Here is a 20,307-nt window from a genome sequence, read left to right on the forward strand (position 1 = left end):
TTCCCGAGCGTAAAGGAAAAACGGCATATGGCACTATACGTACAGAAGTTCGGCGGCACTTCGGTGGGCTCTGTCGACCGTATCAAAGCCGTGGCGGAAAAGGTCAAAGGCTTTCGTGACCAGGGGCACCAGGTCGTCGTCGTCGTCTCTGCGATGAGTGGCGAAACCAACCGCCTGACCGATATGGCGCATGCCCTGAACGAAGACCCCGCCCCGCGTGAAATGGATATGCTGCTCTCGACAGGCGAGCAGGTCACCATCTCTCTGCTGGCCATGGCGCTGCAGCACATTGGCGTCTCGGCAACGTCCCATACCGGCGCACAGGTAGGCATTCATACCGATAGCGCGTATACCAAAGCGCGTATCCAGCGTATCGAAACCGATGACCTGAAAGCCGATCTGGATGCTGGCAAGGTCGTGGTGGTCGCCGGTTTCCAAGGCGTAGACGAAGACGGCAATATCACCACGCTGGGGCGTGGCGGCTCTGATACCACCGGCGTGGCGCTTGCTGCCGCCTTGGGGGCTGATGAGTGCCAAATCTATACCGACGTAGACGGTGTTTACACCACGGACCCCCGTGTATGTTCCAAAGCGCAGCGCCTTGAAAGCATCACCGTAGAAGAAATGCTCGAACTCGCTAGTTTGGGCTCCAAAGTGCTGCAAATTCGCGCGGTGGAATTCGCCGGTAAATACAACGTGCCGCTGCGGGTACTGTCTAGCTTTGAAGATGGCCCTGGCACCCTGATTGTTGCAGACTCTGACCAAGACGAGGACTCTATGGAAGAACCGCTAATCTCCGGTATCGCGTTTACCAAGAACGAAGCCAAGCTGACCCTACTGCACACGCCCGATGTGCCCGGCGTTGCCTCTCGAATCCTGGGCCCCATTGCCGACGCCAACATCGAAGTGGACATGATCGTCCAAAATGTGGCACCGGCCGGTGACTACACCGATTTCACTTTCACGGTAGCAAAAGGTGACTACAAGGCCACCAAGAAGCTGCTGGAAGAGACCGTCATTCCCGATCTCGGCGGCGGCGAACTGCGCGGCGACGACAACATTGCCAAGGTGTCGCTGGTGGGCGTAGGTATGCGCTCGCATGCTGGCGTGGCATCGAAAATGTTCCGCGTGCTGGCCGAAGAGAACGTGAATATTCGCATGGTATCGACGTCTGAGATCAAGATTTCCGTGGTGATCGACGAAAAACACATGGAACTTGCGGTCAATGCCTTGCACAAGGCATTCGGCTTGGACAAGGCCGATATCGAATCTGAATAACAATTGTCCCTCAAACCTTCTACGCTGAAGGTACTCGCTACCGAGTGGTGGTGGGCTTCCATTCAACGGGAGGTTAAGGTGTCATAGGGTTAAAGCCATTGGTAGCAGGGGTCACCATGCCGCATAATGGCGTGGTGACGCTACCGGCGGACACATCCCGTTGTATAAAAACGTCTGAGAAGGAGATCAGCCATGCTCATCCTAACCCGCCGCGTTGGCGAAACGCTGATGATCGGTGATGAAATCACCGTCACAGTGTTAGGTGTGAAAGGTAATCAAGTGCGCATTGGTGTCAACGCACCAAAAGATGTCGCGGTACACCGTGAAGAGATCTATCAGCGCATTCAGCGTGAACGCAATAGCGAAAGCGAAGCGGAATAAATGGCCGCCAGTGTTGCGCTCAAAAAGGGCGCTGTAGCGGTAACTATCAGGGCGGCGTGAAAAAAAAATCGGCACAGGGGTGGACACCAGCCCTCATAATCGGTAACATTCGCGCCGTGCTGTTGAGGAGAGGTGGCCGAGTGGCTGAAGGCGCTCCCCTGCTAAGGGAGTATAGGGTTTATAGCCCTATCGAGGGTTCGAATCCCTCCCTCTCCGCCAGCCGCACCATGTAGCATTGTTTGATACGTAGCATCGTTCGATACGCGCCCGTAGCTCAGCTGGATAGAGTACCTGACTACGAATCAGGTGGTCGGAGGTTCGAATCCTCCCGGGCGCGCCAAGTTGCAAACGTAAGGTTTTGATGTTACAGTGGTTTCATTGCTTTTCGAGAAAAGCATGACTGTCAAGCGCCCGTAGCTCAGCTGGATAGAGTACCTGACTACGAATCAGGTGGTCGGAGGTTCGAATCCTCCCGGGCGCGCCAGATTCCAAAACCCGCTCTCTTATCAGAGGGCGGGTTTTCTGCTTCTAGCCTGATCGACGTGGCTCGCGCGTTGATCTTGCGATCGTGTAAAGCGCCCCCGCATCTTGCGGAAGGGCGCTTTTTTTTGCTCGGTAGTTTATGGTTCGATAGCTTCTGGTTCGTAAGCGTTGGGTTCTGTGCCAGAGGGCGAAGCGTTACGGCACCAGGCTGTCGAGCAGTATGTCCAGGTCCGTGACCCGCTTCAGGCGCTGAAAGTGCTGCTCGGCTTCGGCATTGCCTTGGCGCATTTGTGCCAGCCACTGTTTCACCAGAGAAACCACGACGCGATCCGGTAGCTGCTGACGCTGATGCTCGGCGTACTCTTGTAGCACGCTGGCGCGCATTGCCCAGGTGGTTTCTGGCAGCCGCTCGCCGGTTTCCTGCCAGTGGCGAATGCGGGGTGCCAGCCAGGGGTCTGCCAGGGCGCTGCGGCCCAGCATGACGTCACGGCAGCCCGACAGCGTGCGCGCCTTCCAGTAGTCCTCCAGCGTCCATATATCGCCATTGGCCACCACGGGGATGTCCACGTGATGACGAACCCTGCCGATCCACTCCCAGTGCGCGGGCGGGCGGTAGCCCTCATCGCGGGTTCGGCCATGTACCACCAGCCGCGCGGCGCCGCCTGCCTGGGTCGCCTGGGCGCAGGTTACCGCCATGCGTCGATTGGCGAAGCCCAGACGTATCTTGGCGGTGACCGGAATCTCACCGGCCAAGGCATCAGCAACCGCCCTGACAGCCTGGTAGACCCGCTCGGGCTGGCGCAGCAGGGAGGCGCCGCCATCGTGACGGTTGACCAGCTTGGCCGGGCAGCCAAAGTTGAGGTCGACGCTGATGGCGCCCAGTGCTAGCGCCTGACGGGCATTCTCGGCCAGCGCGCTGGGGTCGGAGCCGAGTAGCTGCAGGTGCACCGGGATGCCACTGGGAGTAGCCACAGGGCGCTGTTGGAGCTCAGGGCAGTGCTTGTAAAACACCCTGGGGGGAAGGCGGGTATCCACCACCCGTACGAACTCTGTCACCGTCCAGTCGAAACCAGGCTGGCGGGTGAGCAGGTCGCGGGTGAGCGCGTCGATGACCCCTTCCATTGGCGCAAGGCCGATCTTGCCTTTATGTAGTAAATTAACAACCATGACTTCCACTATGGCGCGATTGCATTCTATTCTGGATGTGGCAGGTTAGTGTATTACCCTTACTCCGCCAAGCGCCTCTGAGGGCGTTTGGTGTGCCAACCACCTTAAACAACAAGGAGAGCACGCTATGCAAGGGTCGGAGTTACTCCAGGAGGGGCTCGCCCTGATGGGGCTCGGCATGGGGTTTGTTTTTGTTTTTCTTACGGTTTTGGTGGTCAGCGTAACGCTGATGTCGAAACTGGTAGGGCGTTTTCAACCGGCAGTGGCGGCTCCCGCTTCTGGCCGAAAAAAACGTCCGGCCACTGCTCAGGCCGGGCCTGACGACGAGGTCGTGGCCGTGATCAGTGCTGCAGTGCATCGTTATCGAGCCGCCCAGCGCCGCTGAGTACGGATACAGAAGGCGCCATGGCGGCGTTTCAAAAATAAATTTTGTTAAATTTACTACAAATCAATAATGCTAAACGGTGAGTCACGACCATGAACGACGTAAAACGCCCGTTAGGAATCACTGATGTTGTGCTGCGCGATGCCCACCAGTCGCTATTCGCGACTCGGCTGCGGCTCGATGACATGCTGCCTATCGCCGAAAAGCTCGACAAGGTCGGGTACTGGTCGCTGGAGACCTGGGGCGGCGCCACCTTCGATGCCTGCATTCGCTATCTGGGTGAAGACCCCTGGGAGCGCATTCGCGCCCTGAAAGAGGCGATGCCCAACACGCCGCAGGCGATGTTGCTGCGCGGGCAGAACCTGCTGGGCTACCGTCACTATGCCGACGACGTGGTCGACAAGTTCGTGGAGCGAGCCAAGACCAACGGGGTCGATGTGTTCCGCGTGTTCGACGCCATGAATGACCCGCGTAATCTGGAGCGTGCCATCAAGGCAGTGCGTGCCGTGGGTGGTCATGCCCAGGGGACCATTTCCTATACCGTCAGTCCGGTACATACCCTGGATAGCTGGGTAGATCTTGCGAAGACCATTGCCAACATGGGCGCAGATTCTCTGGCTATCAAGGATATGGCGGGACTGTTGACGCCTTACACGGCGTTCGACCTGGTGACGCGCCTGAAGAAAGAACTCTCCATTCCCGTCCACCTGCACTGCCACGCGACCACAGGGCTCTCGACGTCCACCATTTTGAAGGCCGTGGAGGCTGGCATCGATAACGTGGATACGGCCATCTCATCGATGTCGATGACCTATGGACACAGCCCCACCGAATCCGTGGTGGCGATGCTCAAGGACACGGACCGTGACACGGGTCTGGACCTGGAGCTGCTGGAAGACATCGCCGGTTACTTCCGTGAGGTACGCAAGAAGTATGCAGCGTTCGAGGGCTCGCTGCGGGGTATCGACTCACGCATTCTGGTGGCGCAAGTGCCGGGCGGCATGCTGACCAACATGGAGAGCCAGCTGAAAGAGCAGGGCGCTGGCGACAAGCTGGACGACGTGCTGGGTGAAATTCCGCGCGTACGTGAAGACCTGGGCTTCATCCCGCTGGTGACGCCGACCTCGCAGATCGTCGGCACCCAGGCAGTGATGAACGTCATGATGGGCGAGCGCTACAAGTCGATTTCCAAGGAGGTCCAGGCGCTGTTGAAAGGCGAATACGGCTCGGCACCTGCCCCCTTCAATGCGGAACTGCAAAAGCGCGTGCTGGAAGGCGGTGAGCCAATCACCTGCCGTCCTGCGGACAACCTGTCACCGGAAATGGAGCGCTTGGCCACGGAGCTGAAAGAGAAAGCCAGTGCCGACAAGCTGCGCCTGGCAGAAGGCGAGCGGCAGGTGGATGACGTGCTGACCTACGCACTCTTCCCGCAAATTGGCCTCAAGTTCCTCAAGAACCGTGACGACAAGGAAGCCTTCGAGCCCGCGCCACAAGTAGAAACAAAGGCAGCCGTGCCTGCCAAGGCAGAATCGGCTGCACCTGCTGCTGTGGTCAACAGCGGTCCGGAAACCTATACCGTCAAGCTCAACGGCAAAGCCTATGTGGTCGAGGTATCTCCGGGTGGCGATATTGGCGAGATCAAGGAGCAGGCTGCCGCCAGTGGAGGCGCTAGTGCTGGAGCGGGTGCGGCAGAAAGCGCTGGAGGTAGCGGCGAAAGTATCGATGCGCCGCTGGCAGGCAATATCTTCAAGGTCAACGTACGCCCCGGCGACCAAGTGGCCGAAGGCGACGTGGTCATCATCCTCGAAGCCATGAAAATGGAGACCGAAGTGCGTGCCAGCAGCGCTGGAACGGTATCCAAGGTCAATGTCAGCGAGGGCGATAGCGTCGCCGTTGGCGATGCGCTGATCGAGCTTTAAGGGCACCCGCATGGACAAACTAATCACCTTATGGGAAGGCTCCGGGCTCTATAACCTGGAGCTTGGCCAGGCGGTCATGATTCTGGTAGGGCTGGGGCTTTTGTACCTGGCGATCTACAAGAAATTCGAGCCGCTGCTGCTGGTGCCGATTGGTTTCGGTGGCATCCTGGCCAATATTCCGGAAGCCGGGCTGGCCATTTCGGCGCTCGATCAGGCCATCGAGGTGGCCAAGCCTGCCGTGCTGCAACAGATGGCGGCTGCGTTGGGCGTTACCCTGGACCCTTTGGCGGGTGTCGAGGGATGGCGTGAGGTGCTGAAAGCTGTCGCTCACGATACGGCGGCCTACGATCAGCTACGTGTGGCCAAGGACATTGCTCTGGGCGCGGGCTACAGCGATGGCATGCTCTACAGCTTCTATCGTGTTGCCATTGCCTCGGGCATTGCACCACTGCTGATCTTCATGGGCGTAGGTGCGATGACCGACTTTGGTCCTCTGCTGGCCAACCCGCGTACGCTGTTTCTGGGGGCGGCCGCCCAGTTCGGGATTTTTGCCACGTTGTTTGGTGCAGTGCTGCTTACCTCTCTGGGCGTCATGGACTTTTCGCTCAATCAGGCGGCCGCCATCGGCATCATCGGTGGGGCGGACGGGCCTACGTCGATCTATGTGTCCAGCGTCCTGGCGCCAGAGTTGCTGGGGGCCATTGCCGTCGCGGCCTATGCCTACATGGCGTTGGTGCCACTCATTCAGCCGCCGATCATGCGGCTGTTGACCACCGAGAAAGAGCGCAAGATCACCATGACGCAGCTGCGTCCGGTCTCCAAGCTTGAGAAGGTGATCTTCCCGCTGATGCTGCTGATTGCCGTCGCGCTGTTCTTGCCGGATGCGGCGCCGCTGCTGGGCATGTTCTGCTTTGGCAACCTGATGCGTGAGTGTGGCGTGGTGGAGCGGCTGTCGGACACCGCGCAGAATGCGTTGATCAATATCGTGACCATCATTCTGGGCTTGTCCGTGGGCTCCAAGCTGATGGCCGACAGTTTCCTGACGTTCGAGACGTTAGGGATTCTGGGCCTGGGCATCGTTGCCTTTGGTATCGGGACGGCGGCGGGTGTATTGATGGCGAAGCTCATGAACATGGTCAGCAAGATGCCCATCAACCCGTTGATTGGCGCGGCTGGCGTCTCGGCGGTGCCGATGGCGGCGCGGGTTGCCAACAAGGTGGGGCTGGAGGCAAACCCGCATAACTTCCTGCTGATGCATGCCATGGGTCCGAACGTGGCCGGGGTGATCGGCTCGGCGGTGGCTGCCGGGGTCATGATCAAGTACCTGGGATAGAACTGGTACTTGGCGATAAAACTGGGCTGAGCCCGAGTCTGAGCCCTTGCACGGCTTGCCGAGCTTTCATCGGCAGGCCGTGAACTTACTTACAGCGCTTCGAACGCCACGGTCGTTTTCAGGCGATTCTCCAGGCTGCCGATATCCAGCGCTACATCGCTGGGCCAGCCGATGGTCAGGCACACGCCATGCCCATCGTATTCAGCCTGTTCCACAGGCAGTGCCTGCTCTTCACACCAGGCTCGGGCCTGCGCTTCATGGGCGAAGCCTACGCGTAACCGATAGCTGTCGCGTTCGATCACTTCCCGAGTGGGCAGGGTTTCCAGCCCTGCATTGACGGCCTGGGCGTAGGCTCTGGCCAGGCCGCCGGTGCCCAGCTTGGTGCCGCCAAAGTAGCGAATCACCACGCAGCCCACTTCTCCTAACTGGCTGCCTTGCAGCGCCTGGAACATGGGCCGTCCCGCCGTGCCACCCGGTTCGCCGTCATCCGAAAAGCCAATGCGGGTCTGCTCCCCTGGTGGGCCGGCGATAAAGGCGGTGCAGTGGTGGCTGGCATTGGGGTGGGCCAGTCTGGCGGCCTGCAGCAAGGCGTCGAAGGCGCTGGGGCTGGGGGCGTGGCATAGCCAGGTCAGAAACTGGCTTTTCTCTACCTCGGTCTCGGTGGAGTGCCACGCCTCGGGGGCAATGTCGGGAACGTGGTAACGCAAGCAGGACTCCTGGCCAACATAAGCGCGAATCAGTGGTGCCGAGTCTGCCGGGTGTGGTGCGCCACGCCCATGACCATGCCCAGCACCTGGATGTCGCCATTATGCAGGAATAGCGCGGGCACTGCTGTATCTTCGGGGCACAAGTGCACCCCCAGGCGGGTAATCGATAAATGGCTCAAGGGAAGCTGGCGATCGTTGATGGTCAGGGTCGCCGTTTCCTGCTGGGTGTCGTGCTGATGCCGGTGGATAATGACCAGATCACCGTCGAAGAGCTGGCTGGCCTGCAGGCGGTCGCCGCGAATGCGCAGGGCATAAGTGTTGTGCCGGGTCACTTGACCGTCCTGGTTTGCCTGGCGGGGGTGAGGGGCAAGGCGCTGGCGCACGTTGGACGGTGGCAGCGGTTGAGAAGGTACGTGAGACGTTACCTGAGGGGCGAGGCAGATCGTCATTGTGTGTTCTCCCATGCAGCGCCTGTGCCAAGGCGGTCGAGTGAATGGACAAACGGGGTTTGATGGGTGTCTATTCATACAGTGGTTACAGTATAAGCCTGTTTTTGCATACAGTGCTAGTACTGTTTGACGCGTCGCTTTTATGGCGAGAGCTTGAGCTGTGTCATGCTGCGACCCCAGGCCGCAGAGGGTGACTGGCGAGAAAGCGCCTTTCCGTGTAGAGTTCGACCCAAAATTAATGCGTCTGGAGAGTCTTTTGAGCCTGTGCCTGCAAGCCCGACAACTGGCCTGTGAACGCGATGATCGTTGGCTGTTTGAAGGACTTGACCTCGACATCAAGGACGGCGAGATCGTCCGCATCGAAGGCCCCAACGGCAGTGGTAAAACCACGTTGTTGAAGATTCTCTCCGGCCAACTGACCGACTACCGTGGCGAGCTATTCTGGAACGGTGCCCCCATGCACCAGACCCGTGAACATTTTCTCGCAAACCTACTCTATCTAGGGCATGCCCCCGGCGTTAAAGCGGGTCTCACGCCGTTGGAAAATCTGGCGTGGTATCAAGCGCTCAATGGCGAAAAAGGCAGCGATAAACAGCGCGAACAAGCGCTGTCCGAGGTTGGTCTTGCGGGCTTTGAAGATGTCCCGGCAGGGCAGCTTTCCGCTGGTCAGCAGCGCCGTATTGCCCTGGCCAGGCTGACGCTGACGCCGCGCGCGCTATGGGTCCTGGATGAGCCTTTCACGGCGATTGACCGCCACGGTGTCATGGCGTTGGAAGCGCAGCTGGTCGCACATGCCCAGTCTGGCGGCTGTGTCCTGGTGACGACCCACCATGCACTGACCGAATCATCGGTGCTGAGACGTATTCAGCTGGGGTAAAAAGGAGTCAGCGTTGCAACGTTCACACGCCCTATCTTCACACGCCCTGTCGAGTGCTCCTGAGGTGGTCCTGCATACACCGCAGGGGGGGCTTGGAGTGGCCATTCATGCCACGCTCAAGCGCGACCTGACGCTGATGCTGCGGCGCAAGGGTGAGGTGCTCAATCCGCTGGTGTTTTTTGCACTGGTCATCACGCTGTTTCCCATTGGCATTTCGCCTGACCCTGTCTTGCTGGCCAGCATCGCGCCAGGACTGCTGTGGGTAGCGGCGCTGCTGGCGGCCCTGCTGTCGCTGGATAGCCTGTTTCGCAGCGATTACGAAGACGGCAGCCTGGAGCAGCTGCTGCTGGCCCCCCAGCCGCTGGCGGCGCTGGGGCTTGCCAAGGTGGCCGTGCACTGGCTGTTGACCGGGCTGCCGCTGGCGCTGATGGCGCCGGTGCTGGGCATCATGCTGTCGCTGCCAGCAGGCAGCTACGGGGTGCTGGCGCTGTCGTTGGCGCTGGGCACCGCGAGCCTGAGCCTGATAGGGGCCATTGGCGCAGCGCTGACCGTGGGGCTGGCCAAGGGCGGGGTACTGCTGTCCCTGCTGGTACTGCCGCTGTATATCCCGGTTCTGATTTTTGGGGCAGGCGCGGTGCAGGCCGCCATTCTGGGCGATGGGATGGCCGCTCACCTGGCCATACTGGGAGCGCTGCTGGCGGTGTCGCTCATGCTGGCACCCTGGGCGATTGCCGCGTCGCTACGCATCAGCATTAACGGTTAAAGGATGGGAAAACCATGTGGGGCTTTATAAACAAACTGCGATCTCCCAAGTGGTTTTATGCGATCAGTGCCAAGCTGCAACCCTGGTTCTGGGTGGCAGCCGCGCTGTTGCTGGCCGTGGGCGCCGTATGGGGGCTGGTGTTCGCACCCGCCGACTACCAGCAGGGCAACAGTTTTCGCATCATCTATGTGCATGTGCCTGCTGCGTTTCTGGCCCAGTCCATCTTTGTCTCCATGGCCATTTCCGGGCTGGTGTTCATGGTCTGGAAAATCAAGGTCGCCGACATGCTGGCCACCGTGATTGCCCCGCTGGGCGCCGCCATGACCTTCATCGCGCTGTTTTCGGGCGCCGTCTGGGGCGTGCCCACCTGGGGCACCTGGTGGATGTGGGATGCTCGGCTCACCTCGATGCTGATCCTGCTGTTCCTCTATCTGGGGGTCATCGCTCTGCGTGGCGCCTTCACCAGTCGTGACAGCGGGTCGCGGGCGGCTTCCGTGCTGGCCATGGTGGGCGTCATCAATATCCCGATCATCAAGTACTCCGTCGATTGGTGGTACACCCTGCACCAGCCGGCCACGTTCACCATCACCGGGCGCGCGGCCATGCCGATGGAAATGTGGGCGCCGCTGCTGATCATGGTGCTGGGCTTCTACAGCTTTTTTATTGCGCTTGCCTTGATGCGTACCCGCAGTGAAATTCTGCGCAGGGAAGCCAACAAGCGCTGGGTGCGCGAGCTTGCCGAGGAGACGAACTAATGGCCTTTTCCTCGCTAAACGAATTTTTTGCCATGGGCGGTCACGCGGTTTACGTGTGGGCTGCCTGGGGAGTCACTGCGCTGTTGATGCTAATGATCGTATGGCACGCACGTCAGGAGCGCCGCCAGCTACTCAACGTGGTAAAGCGCCGGGCGCGTCGTGAAAATGCCCAGCGCAACGCTCAGCCATCGCACGCGCAGCCCCTGCAAGAGCCAGTTAACTCTGCTCAGAAGGACGTTCACTATGATGCCTAAACGTAAACAGAAGCTGTTTGTTATCTTAGGGCTATTGTCGCTCACCGCCATTGCGGTGGGGCTCACCCTGTATGCGCTGCGCGCCAACATCAATCTGTTCTTCAGCCCGGTACAGATCGCCCAGGGGGATGCCCCTCTGGACCGCCAGATTCGTGCCGGTGGCATGGTCAGAGAAGGCTCGGTACTGCGTGACCCCGACAGCCTCGACGTAGCGTTCACGGTGACCGACTACGTGGACGACGTCGAGGTCTACTACAGCGGCATCCTGCCCGACCTGTTCCGTGAAGGGCAGGGCGTGGTGGTGGTGGGCCAGCTGCAGGCCGATGGTCGACTCTACGCCGATAAAGTGCTGGCGCGTCACGACGAAAACTACATGCCGCCGGAAGTCGCCCAGGCACTGGAAGAGGCTGGCTACTCGCCCGCTGATTTCCAGGCCAAGGCCGCCGAAGTGGGTAAGCGCCTGGAGCAGCAGGGCGTTCCACAAGCAAGCGATTACTAACGGCTTACCCCTGCACCATTCGGTAATGCCTAATGCCTAATGCCAATGCGGAGCGCTCATGCTGATTAAAATGATTCCTGAAATTGGCCACTTTGCGCTGGTCATCGCGCTATTGATGGCGATCGTGCAGGCCGTGATGCCACTGCTGGGAGCCGCCACCCGCCGCCCCCTCTGGATGGCCTATGGCTACCCCATGGCAACCGGCCAGTTCCTGTTCGTGGCCATTGCCTACCTGTGCTTGACCACCAGCTACATGCTGGATGATTTCAGCGTGGCCAACGTGGCCAACAACTCCAATTCCCTGCTGCCCTGGTACTACAAGTTCAGCGCCGTCTGGGGCAACCATGAAGGTTCGGTCCTGCTCTGGAGCCTGATGCTGGCAGGCTGGGGCTATGCGGCCTCGGTGTTCTCCAAGGAGTTGCCTCGAGACATGGTGGCCCGGGTGCAGAGCGTCATGGGCATGGTGTGTGTCGGCTTCCTGCTGTTCATCCTGATGACCTCCAACCCCTTCGAGCGGCTGCTGCCCAACATGCCCGCCGACGGCGCTGACCTGAATCCGCTGCTGCAGGACTTCGGGCTGATCGTCCACCCGCCGATGCTCTACATGGGCTACGTGGGCTTCTCGGTGGTGTTTGCGTTTGCCATTGCGGCGCTGCTGGGTGGCCGCCTGGATGCTGCCTGGACCCGCTGGGCGCGCCCCTGGACCAACATTGCCTGGGCGTTTCTGACCGTGGGTATCGCGCTGGGTAGCTGGTGGGCCTACTACGAGCTTGGCTGGGGCGGCTGGTGGTTCTGGGACCCGGTGGAGAACGCTTCGCTGCTGCCTTGGCTGACGGGCACGGCGCTGGTGCACTCGCTGGCGGTGACCGAGAAGCGCGGCTCGTTCAAGAGCTGGACCGTACTGCTGGCCATCTCGACTTTCTCGCTCTCCTTGCTGGGTACGTTCCTGGTGCGTTCGGGCGTGCTCACCTCGGTCCACGCGTTTGCCAACGACCCGTCCCGTGGCTTCTTCATCCTGATGCTGCTGGCCATCACGGTCACCCTGTCGCTGCTGGTATTTGCCCTGCGTGCTCCGCGGGTCAGCCACAAGGTGGGCTTCAACTGGCTCTCTCGTGACTCCCTGCTGCTGATCAACAATGTCCTGCTGGTCATCATGACCGTGACGGTACTGCTGGGCACCGTGTATCCGCTGATTCTGGATTCGCTGGGGCTGGGCAAGATCAGCGTCGGGCCTCCCTACTTCAATGCCCTGTTCGTTCCGCTGACCGTGGTGATGTGTATCTTCATGGGCCTTGGCCCGCTGGCCCGCTGGAAGAGCATGAGCGGCAAGGAACTGTGGCGCAAACTGTGGCTGGCGGGCGCTGCTTCGCTGGCGCTGGGCATCGCCATGCCGCTGGTGTATGGCCGTGAATGGAACCTGTGGGTAGCGCTGGGCATCATTTCGGCGCTGTGGATCGTGCTGCCCATGGTGCGCGACCTGTTCGACAAGACACGCCACGCCAGTTCGTTCGTGGCGGGCCTGCGCAAGCTGTCGCTCTCCTATTGGGGCATGGTGCTGGGCCACCTGGGCGTGGCGGTCACCATCGTGGGCGTGGCCGTGGTGTCGAACTACAACATCGAGCGTAACGTGCGTATGTCGCCGGGTACGACGGTGGAAGTTGCCGGATACCAGTTCACCATGACCGAACTGACCAATCGTCGTGGCCCCAACTTCCTGGCGGATACCTCGATCATTCAGGTTCAGCGCGGTGAAGAAGGACGCAGCTTCGTCATGCGACCGGAAAAACGCCTCTACCTGGCCACCGGCATGCCCATGACCCAGGTAGCGCTGCGCCCCGGTTTCTTCCGTGACCTCTACGTGGCCATGGGCGAAGACCTGGGCGATGGCAGCTACGCCATGCGCGTGCAATACAAGCCCTTCGTACGTTGGCTATGGTTGGGTGGCCTGCTCATGGCCTTCGGCGGCATCTTGGCCGTAGCGGATAAGCGCTACCGCCGCGCAGCCGCGCGCCAACCTGCATCCTCACGTATTGATCAATCTCCGTCACAGGAGGCCACGGTATGACACGCCGCCTGCTGCTGCTTCTTTTACCCATCGGTTTTGTGGGCATCGCGCTGTTTCTCTATCAAGGGTTGGGGCAGGACCCTTCCCAGCGGGATTCGGCCCTCATGGCGCGGGAGTTTCCCGAGTTTCAGGCCACTACCTTGCGTGACGCCGAACGCCAGGTAGACCAGTCGCTGCTCACCGGCGAAGTGACGCTGGTCAACGTCTGGGGCGAGTGGTGCCCGGCCTGCAAACAGGAGATGCCGCAGCTGCTGTCACTGGCGGATCAGGGTATCCGCATGGTGGGCATCAACTATCGGGATACCCGCGAGAAAGGCCTGGAGTTTTTGACCGAATTCGGCGACCCCTTCGAGATCAACATCTTTGACCCGGATGGCAGCCTCGGTTTCGACCTGGGCGTGTACGGCGCGCCGGAAACCTTTCTGGTGGATGCCGAGGGCGTGATTCGCTATCACCACAAGGGCTATGTCTCCCCGGAAGATGTCCGTGACCGTATCCTGCCGGAGGTAGAAAAATGGCGATAATTCGTTGGATAGTGACGGCCATGCTGCTGGCCACCGCCGGTAGCGTCATGGCAGGCGGAATCGAAGTGCGCGAGTTCGATGATCCGGTACTGGAGAAGCGCTACCGCGACCTGACCGCCTCCATGCGCTGCCCGCTGTGTGAAAACCAGGCCATCGACGACTCCGATGCGCCCATTTCGGCGGACATGCGCGAGCGCGTCTACGTGCTGCTGAACGAAGGCTACGCCGATATCGAAATCATCAACCACATGGTGCAGCGTTTCGGTGACTACATTCTCTACAACCCGCGTCTGGAGAACCGCACCTATCTGCTGTGGGGGTTGCCCATCGTTCTGGTGTTGATTGGCCTGGTGGTCGTCATCATGGTGGTGCGTGCCCGCCGCAACGCCTCTGCCAAGGCCCTGAGCGCAGAAGAACGCGCCCGCCTGAATGCCCTGATTAACCGCGAGAGGTCGTCATGACACCGGTCTGGATTGCGATTGCTTTACTGCTGATACCTGCGCTGTGGCTGCTGGTGGCACCCATGCGCGGCGCTCGCACGCTGCGTGACCAGTTGGAAACCTTCGAGGCCAACGACACCACGGCCGAGCAGAACGTGGCGATTTTTCAGCGCCGTCTGGCCTCGCTGGAGGCCGCCCGGGATCGGGGAGACATCGACGACGCACGCTACCAGGAAGATCGCCTGGAACTGGAGCGTAGCCTGCTGGAAGACACCGTCGTCGAGACCCGTCGGCCGCTGAAATCAGCCAGTGCTGGCCGCTTGATGGTGCCGCTGGTGATGGTGACCGTGGTCGGTGCCAGCACGTTCTGGTACCAGCAGTATGGTGCCGAAGGTGACCTGACGCTGTACGCCATCCAGCAGGAAGTGCGTCAGCACCCTGAAGGCTCGCTGAGCATGTTCACCGAGCGGATGGAAGCCGAAGCCGAGCGCCAGCCCAACAACCCCAACGTGTGGAGCGCGCTGTTTCCCATTTATCGCGACACCGGCCAGCCCGAGAAGGCCGAGGAAGCGCTGGAGCGTTTGCTGGCCATCGAAGGGCGTATCCCGCCCCTGCTGGCGCAAATGGCACAGCTGCAGTTCTTCATGGCCGAGCGTCAGTTGACGCCAAAAGTGCAGGCGCTGGTAGACGAGACGCTGGAGCTAGACCCGCGTCAGCCCACGGTACTCGGCCTGCTGGGCATTCACGCCTTCGATAGTGGCGATTACGAAACGGCCATCGACCGCTGGCGCCGGGCCGTGGCCAACATCGAAAATCCGGAAACGGCGGCCTCCCTGCGCGACGGTATCCGTGTGGCTCAGGAGCGGATGGGTGTCGTACCGGAAAATGCCGATGCTGCGGCCGCACAAAGCCAGGGAATTCGGGTGAATGTTTCGCTGGACGCCGAGCTGGAAGGCAGCGTCAGTGACGACGCCACGGTGTTCATCACCGCCCGTGACATGGACGGTGAGCTACCGCCCCTGGCGGTGATTCGTGCCCAGGTTTCAGAGCTGCCGATGACGGTAGTGCTGGACGATGCGGCGGCGATGTCGGCGGATGCCCAGATCTCACAGGTGCGTGAAGCGCGCCTGATGGTGCGTGTGTCGCCTTCGGGTCAGGCCACGCCGCAACCCGGGGACCTGTTCGGTGACCTGGAGAGTGTCACGGTAGGCCCGATCACGGACGATGAAGCGGCCGAGGTGGTCATCAACCGCGTTTTTGAGTAACCTCCGCGACTTTCGCTGCAGGAAAGGATCACAATGCGCTTAACCTCCATTCGTCTTGTCGGGTTCAAGTCCTTTGTCGATCCGGTCACCGTACCCTTCGATGGCAACATGACCGCCATCGTGGGGCCCAACGGGTGCGGCAAGTCCAATATCATCGACGCCGTGCGCTGGGTCATGGGCGAGTCGTCTGCCAAGACCTTGCGCGGCGAATCCATGGCCGACGTGATCTTCAACGGCTCGACGGGGCGCAAGCCCGTCGGGCAGGCCTCTATCGAACTCAAGTTCGACAACCGCGACGGTGGCATGGGCGGTGTCTATGCCCAGTACGCTGAAATTGCCGTCAAGCGCCTGGTCACCCGAGACGGGCAGTCCAACTACTTCTTCAACGGCCAGAAGTGCCGCCGCCGGGACATCGCCGACCTGTTCATGGGTACCGGCCTTGGCCCGCGTTCGTATGCCATCATCGGCCAGGGCATGATTTCGCGGCTCATCGAAGCGCGCCCCGACGACCTGCGTGCCACCCTCGAAGAGGCCGCCGGTATCTCCAAGTACAAGGAGCGCCGCCGGGAAACCGAAAACCGCATGCGCCGCACCCAGGAGAACCTGGAGCGCCTGGACGACATCCGCGACGAGCTGGACAAGCAGCTGGAGCGCCTCAAACGCCAGGCCGAAGCTGCCAAACGCTACCAGGAGCTCAAGCAGCTGGAGTATCGCCTCAAAGGCGAGCTGGCGCTGCTGCGTGGGCGTACCCTGCGTGCCGAACAGTCGCATCAGGAAAGCCGGGTGCGTGAGCTGGAAATTGCCGTCGAGAAAGACGTGTTCGGTGTGCGCCAGTGCGAGACCCGGCTGGAGCAGGCCCGCGAACAGCATGACGAGCTGGCCGACGTGCTGGATCGTCATCAGCAGCAGTTTTTCGAGACCACCACGCGCATCGCCCGGCTGGAACAGGACCAGGCTCACCGTCGCAGCCGTGAAGCGCAGCTGGCCAGCGACATCGCCACGGCCCGCCGCGACCTGGATGAGCAGCGGCTGGTCAGCGAAGGCGACCGCGAGCGACTGTTCGCCATCGACGAGCGGTTGGAAGACGTTCTGCCCGAATACGAAGCCCTGGAAGAGCAGCTGACGGGGCTGGAAGAAACCCTGGCCTCGGCCAGCCCCGCCCTGGAGGCCGCCGAGCAGCAGTGGAGCGATGCCGAGAATCGCTGGCGCGAAGCCAGCCGCGATGCCGACCGCTGCCAGGATCAGCTGCGTGATCTGGAGCAGCGAATTGCCCGCCTCCAGGCCGAAGGCCAGCGCCGCCGCCAACAGCGCGGTGAGCTGGCCGACATGGCCGCCTTGCGCCAGGAGCACGCCGAGCATCACGCTCGGTTGTCCGAGGCCGACCAGCGCGCCGCCACGTTCCAGACCCAGCGCGAGCAGTGGCAGCAGCGCTTCAGCGATGCCAAGGCGGCTTATCAGCAGGCCCAGGAAGCGCGAGACCAGCAGCGTCAGGCGCTCAGCCAGCAGCAGGGCGAGCTGGCATCGCTGCAAGCATTGATCGATGCTGCCCTGGCGGACCACGACCCTCAATCCAGCGAGGCGCTGGCAGCACATGGCTTGGCCGAGGCACCGCGGCTGGGCGAGGCCATCGACGTGTCGGCGGGCTGGGAACAAGTGATCTCCTGGCTGTTGGCCCCCTGGCTCAACGCGCGGCTGGTGGCTACCCATCAGTTGCAGGCACTACCCGAGGCGTTGGCCACCGACTGGTGCCTGATCGACCAGGCGCTGCCCGCCGGGCTGCCCAATACTGGCCAGCGGCTGCACGCACTGGTCACCGGGGCGGGGGCCTTGAGCGAGTGGTTGGCGAGCATTCACTTCGTCGACAGCGCGGATAACATTGAGGCGCTGCTGCCCAGCCTGGCCAAGGGTGAAAGCGTGGTCAGCCGCGATGGTGTCTGGCGTGGGCGGGGGTGGCTGCATCAGCAGGCCAACGGCGAAGGCGTGGATGCTCTGCTGGTGACCCGCCGCCGCTTCACCGAGCTTGCCGAGCAGCGCGCCCAGGCCGAAGAGGCGCTGGCGCTGCTCGATGCGCAGTGCGATGCGGCCAGCGAGGCGCTGGACGCGCTGGAGGAGCAGCGTGAGCAGCAGGCCGAGCAGGAGCGTGATCACGCCAGCGCCCGCCAACAGCTGGCCATCCAGGAGCAGCGCCTGGCCCAGCGGCTGGAGCATCTGCAAGGCCGTGCCGCCGAGCTGGACGATGAGCTGGCCCAGCTGCAAGAGGATGAGGCGGAGTTAACGCTTACTTTGGAAGAGCAGCGCGCCCGCTGGCACACCGCCATGGAGCAGCTGGAAGCCGCCTCCGAAGCCCGAGAAACCAGCGCCGAGCAGCGCCATCAACAGCGTGAGCAGCGCGAGCGGCTCAATCAGCAGCACGCCCCGCTCAAGGCACGGCAACAGGCGCTGGCGCTGGAGCGGGAAAGGTTGAAGGCGGAGCGTGACAGCCTTCAAGCCCAGCAATCCCGCTCCAGCGATAGCGAGGCGCGGCTGACCCTGCGCATTGCCGAGCTGGAAGAGTCTCGGGAAATGCTGGTAGAGCCGGATGAACTCGCCAGCGAAGAGCTGGAAGAGCTGCTGCATCAGCGCGAGCAGCAGGAGCGCCGCCTGAACGAGACGCGCCAGCAGGCCCAGGCCCTGGCCGAGCAGCTGCGCAATGACGAGCTGGCCCGTCAACAGCACGAGCGCAATCTGGAGCAGAGTCGCGAACAGCTACAGCAGCGGCGCATGGATGTGCAGGCGCTGGCGCTCAAGGCGGCCACCCAGGACGAGCAGCTGGCAGAGCTGGGACACAATGCCGATGAACTGGCCGAAACGTTGCCCCAGGACGCCAGCGAACCCACCTGGCAGGAGCGGCTGGAGAATACCTCCGAGAAGATTCGTCGCCTGGGCGCCATCAACCTGGCGGCCATCGAAGAGTATGACCAGCAGGCGGAGCGGCGTAACTACCTGGAAGCTCAGCATGCAGAGCTCAGCGAAGCGCTGGAAACTCTGGAGCGCGCCATCAAGCGCATCGACCAGGAAACCCGGGTGCGCTTCAAGGAAACCTTCGAACAGGTCAATACCGGGCTGCAAACCCTGTTCCCCCGAGTGTTCGGTGGCGGGGCTGCCTGGCTGACCCTCACGGGAGACGACCTGCTGGAAACCGGTGTGGCGATCATGGCACGCCCGCCGGGCAAGAAGAACAGCACCATTCACCTGCTGTCCGGTGGCGAAAAAGCGCTCACGGCGCTGTCGCTGGTGTTTGCCATCTTCCAGCTCAACCCCGCGCCGTTCTGTATGCTCGACGAGGTGGACGCGCCGCTGGACGATGCCAACGTGGGGCGCTATGCCAAGCTGGTCAAGGAGATGTCGGAGAACGTCCAGTTCATCTACATCACCCACAACAAGATTGCCATGGAAGCCGCCGAGCGCCTGATGGGGGTGACCATGCAAGAGCCCGGCGTCTCGCGGCTGGTGTCGGTGGGCATCGACGAAGCCGCCGCGCTGGTGGATTAGCCTTCGCCCAGCTCTCGCATCACCGCGTACAGCGCCGATTTCGCTTCGAAGCCCACGCCGGGAATGTCCGGTAACCCCACGTAGCCATTCTCGACGCGAATGCCATCGGCAAAGCCACCGAAGGGCTGGAAAACATCCGGGTAGGACTCGTTGCCTCCCAGGTGCAGCCCCGCCGCGATATTCGGCGACATTTGGTGGCCACCATGAGGCACCACGCGGCGTGAGGACCAGCCAAGCTCATCCATGACTTGCAGCGTGCGCATGTACTCCACCAGGCCATAAGAAAGCGCGCAGTCGAACTGCACGAAATCTCGGTCTGGGCGCATGCCGCCATGACGGAGCAGGTTGCGCGCATCCTGATGGGAGAACAGGTTTTCGCCGGTGGCCATGGGCAGGCTGTAATGGTTGGCCAGTTCCGCCTGCAGCGCGTAATCCAGCGGGTCTCCGGCCTCTTCGTACCAGAACAGGCGGTAAGGCTTCATTGCCTCGGCGTAGGCAATGGCCGTTTGCTGGTCGAACCGCCCGTTGGCATCGACCGCCAAGCGGCTGCCATCGCCCACCACCTCCAGCACGGCCTCGATACGGCGCAGGTCTTCATCCAGAGAGGCCGCGCCAATTTTCATCTTCACTACCTCGTAACCGCGGTCCAGGTAGCTACGCATCTCATCCTGCAGCTTGGAATGGTCTTTGCCGGGGTAGTAATAGCCTCCTGCCGCATAGACCCACACCTTGTCGTCGGCCTGCCCGCCGCGATACCGGTCGGCCAGCAGGCGATACAGCGGCTTGCCCTCGATTTTCGCGACGGCATCCCAGATGGCCATGTCGATCGTGCCTACCGCCACGGAACGCTCGCCGTGACCGCCTGGCTTCTCGTTGATCATCAAGGTTTTCCAGATCGCGAACGGGTCCAGGTTGTCGTTCGCATGGTCGATCAGGCTGTCCGGGTCGGCCTCCTTGATGCGATCCAGGAAACGGTCGCGCATCAGAGCACCCTGGCCATAGCGTCCGTTGGAGTTGAATCCGTAGCCAATCACAGGCTTACCGTCACGGATGACGTCGGTGACGACCGCCACCACCGAACAGGTCATCTTGGAAAAGTCGATGTATGCATTGGCGATGGGGGAGGCGATAGAGACGGTTTTCTCACGAATTTCCACAATACGCATGGCAGGCTCCTCAAACAGTGGTCGCCTCACCATAGGGGGTGACAGTGGCGGCTGACTAATGCTATT

At 61.4% G+C, this 20,307-nt stretch carries 19 protein-coding genes and 3 tRNA genes; 18 read left to right on the forward strand and 4 right to left on the reverse strand.

Features of this window, described 5'->3' with window-relative positions:
• Positions 1 to 27 precede the first annotated feature (27 nt).
• From RVM27_RS12875 to RVM27_RS12895, 5 genes are all read left to right on the forward strand, one after another.
• Positions 28 to 1,278: an aspartate kinase gene (locus RVM27_RS12875; protein ID WP_287804218.1), complete on the forward strand. Its 1,251-nt coding sequence runs from the start codon at positions 28 to 30 to the stop codon at positions 1,276 to 1,278.
• Between the two features lie 192 nt (positions 1,279 to 1,470).
• Complete coding sequence (gene csrA, locus RVM27_RS12880; protein WP_039180068.1) at positions 1,471 to 1,659, forward strand: carbon storage regulator CsrA; 189 nt, start codon at positions 1,471 to 1,473, stop codon at positions 1,657 to 1,659.
• Positions 1,660 to 1,785: 126 nt separating this feature from the next.
• Positions 1,786 to 1,878, forward strand: a tRNA-Ser gene (locus tag RVM27_RS12885).
• Positions 1,879 to 1,922: 44 nt separating this feature from the next.
• Positions 1,923 to 1,999: transfer RNA gene (locus tag RVM27_RS12890), tRNA-Arg, on the forward strand.
• Between the two features lie 67 nt (positions 2,000 to 2,066).
• Positions 2,067 to 2,143 (forward strand) — tRNA-Arg (locus RVM27_RS12895).
• Between the two features lie 194 nt (positions 2,144 to 2,337).
• On the opposite strand, the gene RVM27_RS12900 is transcribed toward RVM27_RS12895, so the two are convergent.
• Positions 2,338 to 3,309 (reverse strand): tRNA dihydrouridine synthase, encoded by a 972-nt coding sequence (locus RVM27_RS12900; RefSeq protein WP_498956768.1) that lies wholly within the window; start codon positions 3,307 to 3,309, stop codon positions 2,338 to 2,340.
• A 127-nt stretch (positions 3,310 to 3,436) separates the two neighbouring features.
• Between RVM27_RS12900 and RVM27_RS12905 the strand changes: the two genes are divergently transcribed.
• From RVM27_RS12905 to RVM27_RS12915, 3 genes are all read left to right on the forward strand, one after another.
• On the forward strand, positions 3,437 to 3,694 hold the full coding sequence (locus tag RVM27_RS12905) for an OadG family protein (protein ID WP_498956769.1): 258 nt from the start codon (positions 3,437 to 3,439) through the stop codon (positions 3,692 to 3,694).
• Positions 3,695 to 3,786: 92 nt separating this feature from the next.
• Complete coding sequence (gene oadA, locus RVM27_RS12910) at positions 3,787 to 5,613, forward strand: oxaloacetate decarboxylase subunit alpha (RefSeq protein WP_498956770.1); 1,827 nt, start codon at positions 3,787 to 3,789, stop codon at positions 5,611 to 5,613.
• 10 nt (positions 5,614 to 5,623) lie between these two features.
• Positions 5,624 to 6,946, forward strand: a complete 1,323-nt coding sequence (locus tag RVM27_RS12915) for a sodium ion-translocating decarboxylase subunit beta (protein WP_193460890.1) — start codon at positions 5,624 to 5,626, stop codon at positions 6,944 to 6,946.
• A gap of 89 nt (positions 6,947 to 7,035) precedes the next feature.
• On the opposite strand, the gene RVM27_RS12920 is transcribed toward RVM27_RS12915, so the two are convergent.
• Both RVM27_RS12920 and RVM27_RS12925 read right to left on the reverse strand, forming a co-directional pair.
• A complete protein-coding gene (locus RVM27_RS12920) occupies positions 7,036 to 7,653 on the reverse strand; it encodes an IMPACT family protein (protein WP_144982184.1) in 618 nt (205 codons plus the stop codon).
• A 29-nt stretch (positions 7,654 to 7,682) separates the two neighbouring features.
• On the reverse strand, positions 7,683 to 8,102 hold the full coding sequence (locus RVM27_RS12925; protein WP_230478354.1) for a S24 family peptidase: 420 nt from the start codon (positions 8,100 to 8,102) through the stop codon (positions 7,683 to 7,685).
• 256 nt (positions 8,103 to 8,358) lie between these two features.
• Between RVM27_RS12925 and ccmA the strand changes: the two genes are divergently transcribed.
• From ccmA to smc, 10 genes are read left to right on the forward strand one after another with little or no spacing between them, the layout of a single operon-like run.
• Entirely contained in the window at positions 8,359 to 8,979 is a 621-nt protein-coding gene (gene ccmA / locus RVM27_RS12930; protein WP_498957777.1) for a cytochrome c biogenesis heme-transporting ATPase CcmA, read from the forward strand.
• Between the two features lie 46 nt (positions 8,980 to 9,025).
• Positions 9,026 to 9,742 carry a heme exporter protein CcmB gene (gene ccmB, locus RVM27_RS12935; protein ID WP_189462842.1) on the forward strand — a complete coding sequence of 239 codons (717 nt, stop codon included), beginning with the start codon at positions 9,026 to 9,028 and terminating at the stop codon, positions 9,740 to 9,742.
• A 14-nt stretch (positions 9,743 to 9,756) separates the two neighbouring features.
• Complete coding sequence (locus tag RVM27_RS12940) at positions 9,757 to 10,497, forward strand: heme ABC transporter permease (RefSeq protein ID WP_498956771.1); 741 nt, start codon at positions 9,757 to 9,759, stop codon at positions 10,495 to 10,497.
• Positions 10,497 to 10,751: a heme exporter protein CcmD gene (gene ccmD / locus RVM27_RS12945; protein WP_153842159.1), complete on the forward strand. Its 255-nt coding sequence runs from the start codon at positions 10,497 to 10,499 to the stop codon at positions 10,749 to 10,751. Before RVM27_RS12940 ends, ccmD begins: the two co-directional genes overlap by 1 nt.
• On the forward strand, positions 10,741 to 11,250 hold the full coding sequence (ccmE, locus tag RVM27_RS12950; protein WP_287804210.1) for a cytochrome c maturation protein CcmE: 510 nt from the start codon (positions 10,741 to 10,743) through the stop codon (positions 11,248 to 11,250). Before ccmD ends, ccmE begins: the two co-directional genes overlap by 11 nt.
• A 58-nt stretch (positions 11,251 to 11,308) precedes the next feature.
• Positions 11,309 to 13,315: a heme lyase CcmF/NrfE family subunit gene (locus RVM27_RS12955; protein WP_498275676.1), complete on the forward strand. Its 2,007-nt coding sequence runs from the start codon at positions 11,309 to 11,311 to the stop codon at positions 13,313 to 13,315.
• Entirely contained in the window at positions 13,312 to 13,839 is a 528-nt protein-coding gene (locus tag RVM27_RS12960) for a DsbE family thiol:disulfide interchange protein (RefSeq protein ID WP_189462789.1), read from the forward strand. The genes RVM27_RS12955 and RVM27_RS12960 overlap by 4 nt, the downstream gene beginning before the upstream one ends.
• The gene (locus tag RVM27_RS12965; RefSeq protein ID WP_081137339.1) at positions 13,830 to 14,300 is read left to right on the forward strand and encodes a cytochrome c-type biogenesis protein; all 471 of its coding nucleotides are present in this window, start codon (positions 13,830 to 13,832) and stop codon (positions 14,298 to 14,300) included. Before RVM27_RS12960 ends, RVM27_RS12965 begins: the two co-directional genes overlap by 10 nt.
• Complete coding sequence (gene ccmI / locus RVM27_RS12970; protein ID WP_498956772.1) at positions 14,297 to 15,544, forward strand: c-type cytochrome biogenesis protein CcmI; 1,248 nt, start codon at positions 14,297 to 14,299, stop codon at positions 15,542 to 15,544. Before RVM27_RS12965 ends, ccmI begins: the two co-directional genes overlap by 4 nt.
• A gap of 33 nt (positions 15,545 to 15,577) precedes the next feature.
• Complete coding sequence (gene smc / locus RVM27_RS12975) at positions 15,578 to 19,075, forward strand: chromosome segregation protein SMC (RefSeq protein WP_498956773.1); 3,498 nt, start codon at positions 15,578 to 15,580, stop codon at positions 19,073 to 19,075.
• On the opposite strand, the gene RVM27_RS12980 is transcribed toward smc, so the two are convergent.
• On the reverse strand, positions 19,072 to 20,241 hold the full coding sequence (locus RVM27_RS12980) for a mandelate racemase/muconate lactonizing enzyme family protein (RefSeq protein ID WP_498956774.1): 1,170 nt from the start codon (positions 20,239 to 20,241) through the stop codon (positions 19,072 to 19,074). The genes smc and RVM27_RS12980 overlap by 4 nt on opposite strands.
• Positions 20,242 to 20,307 lie beyond the last annotated feature (66 nt).

This window comes from Halomonas sp. KM007 (assembly GCF_050709225.1).
GTDB classification, from domain to species: Bacteria; Pseudomonadota; Gammaproteobacteria; order Pseudomonadales; family Halomonadaceae; genus Vreelandella; species Vreelandella hamiltonii.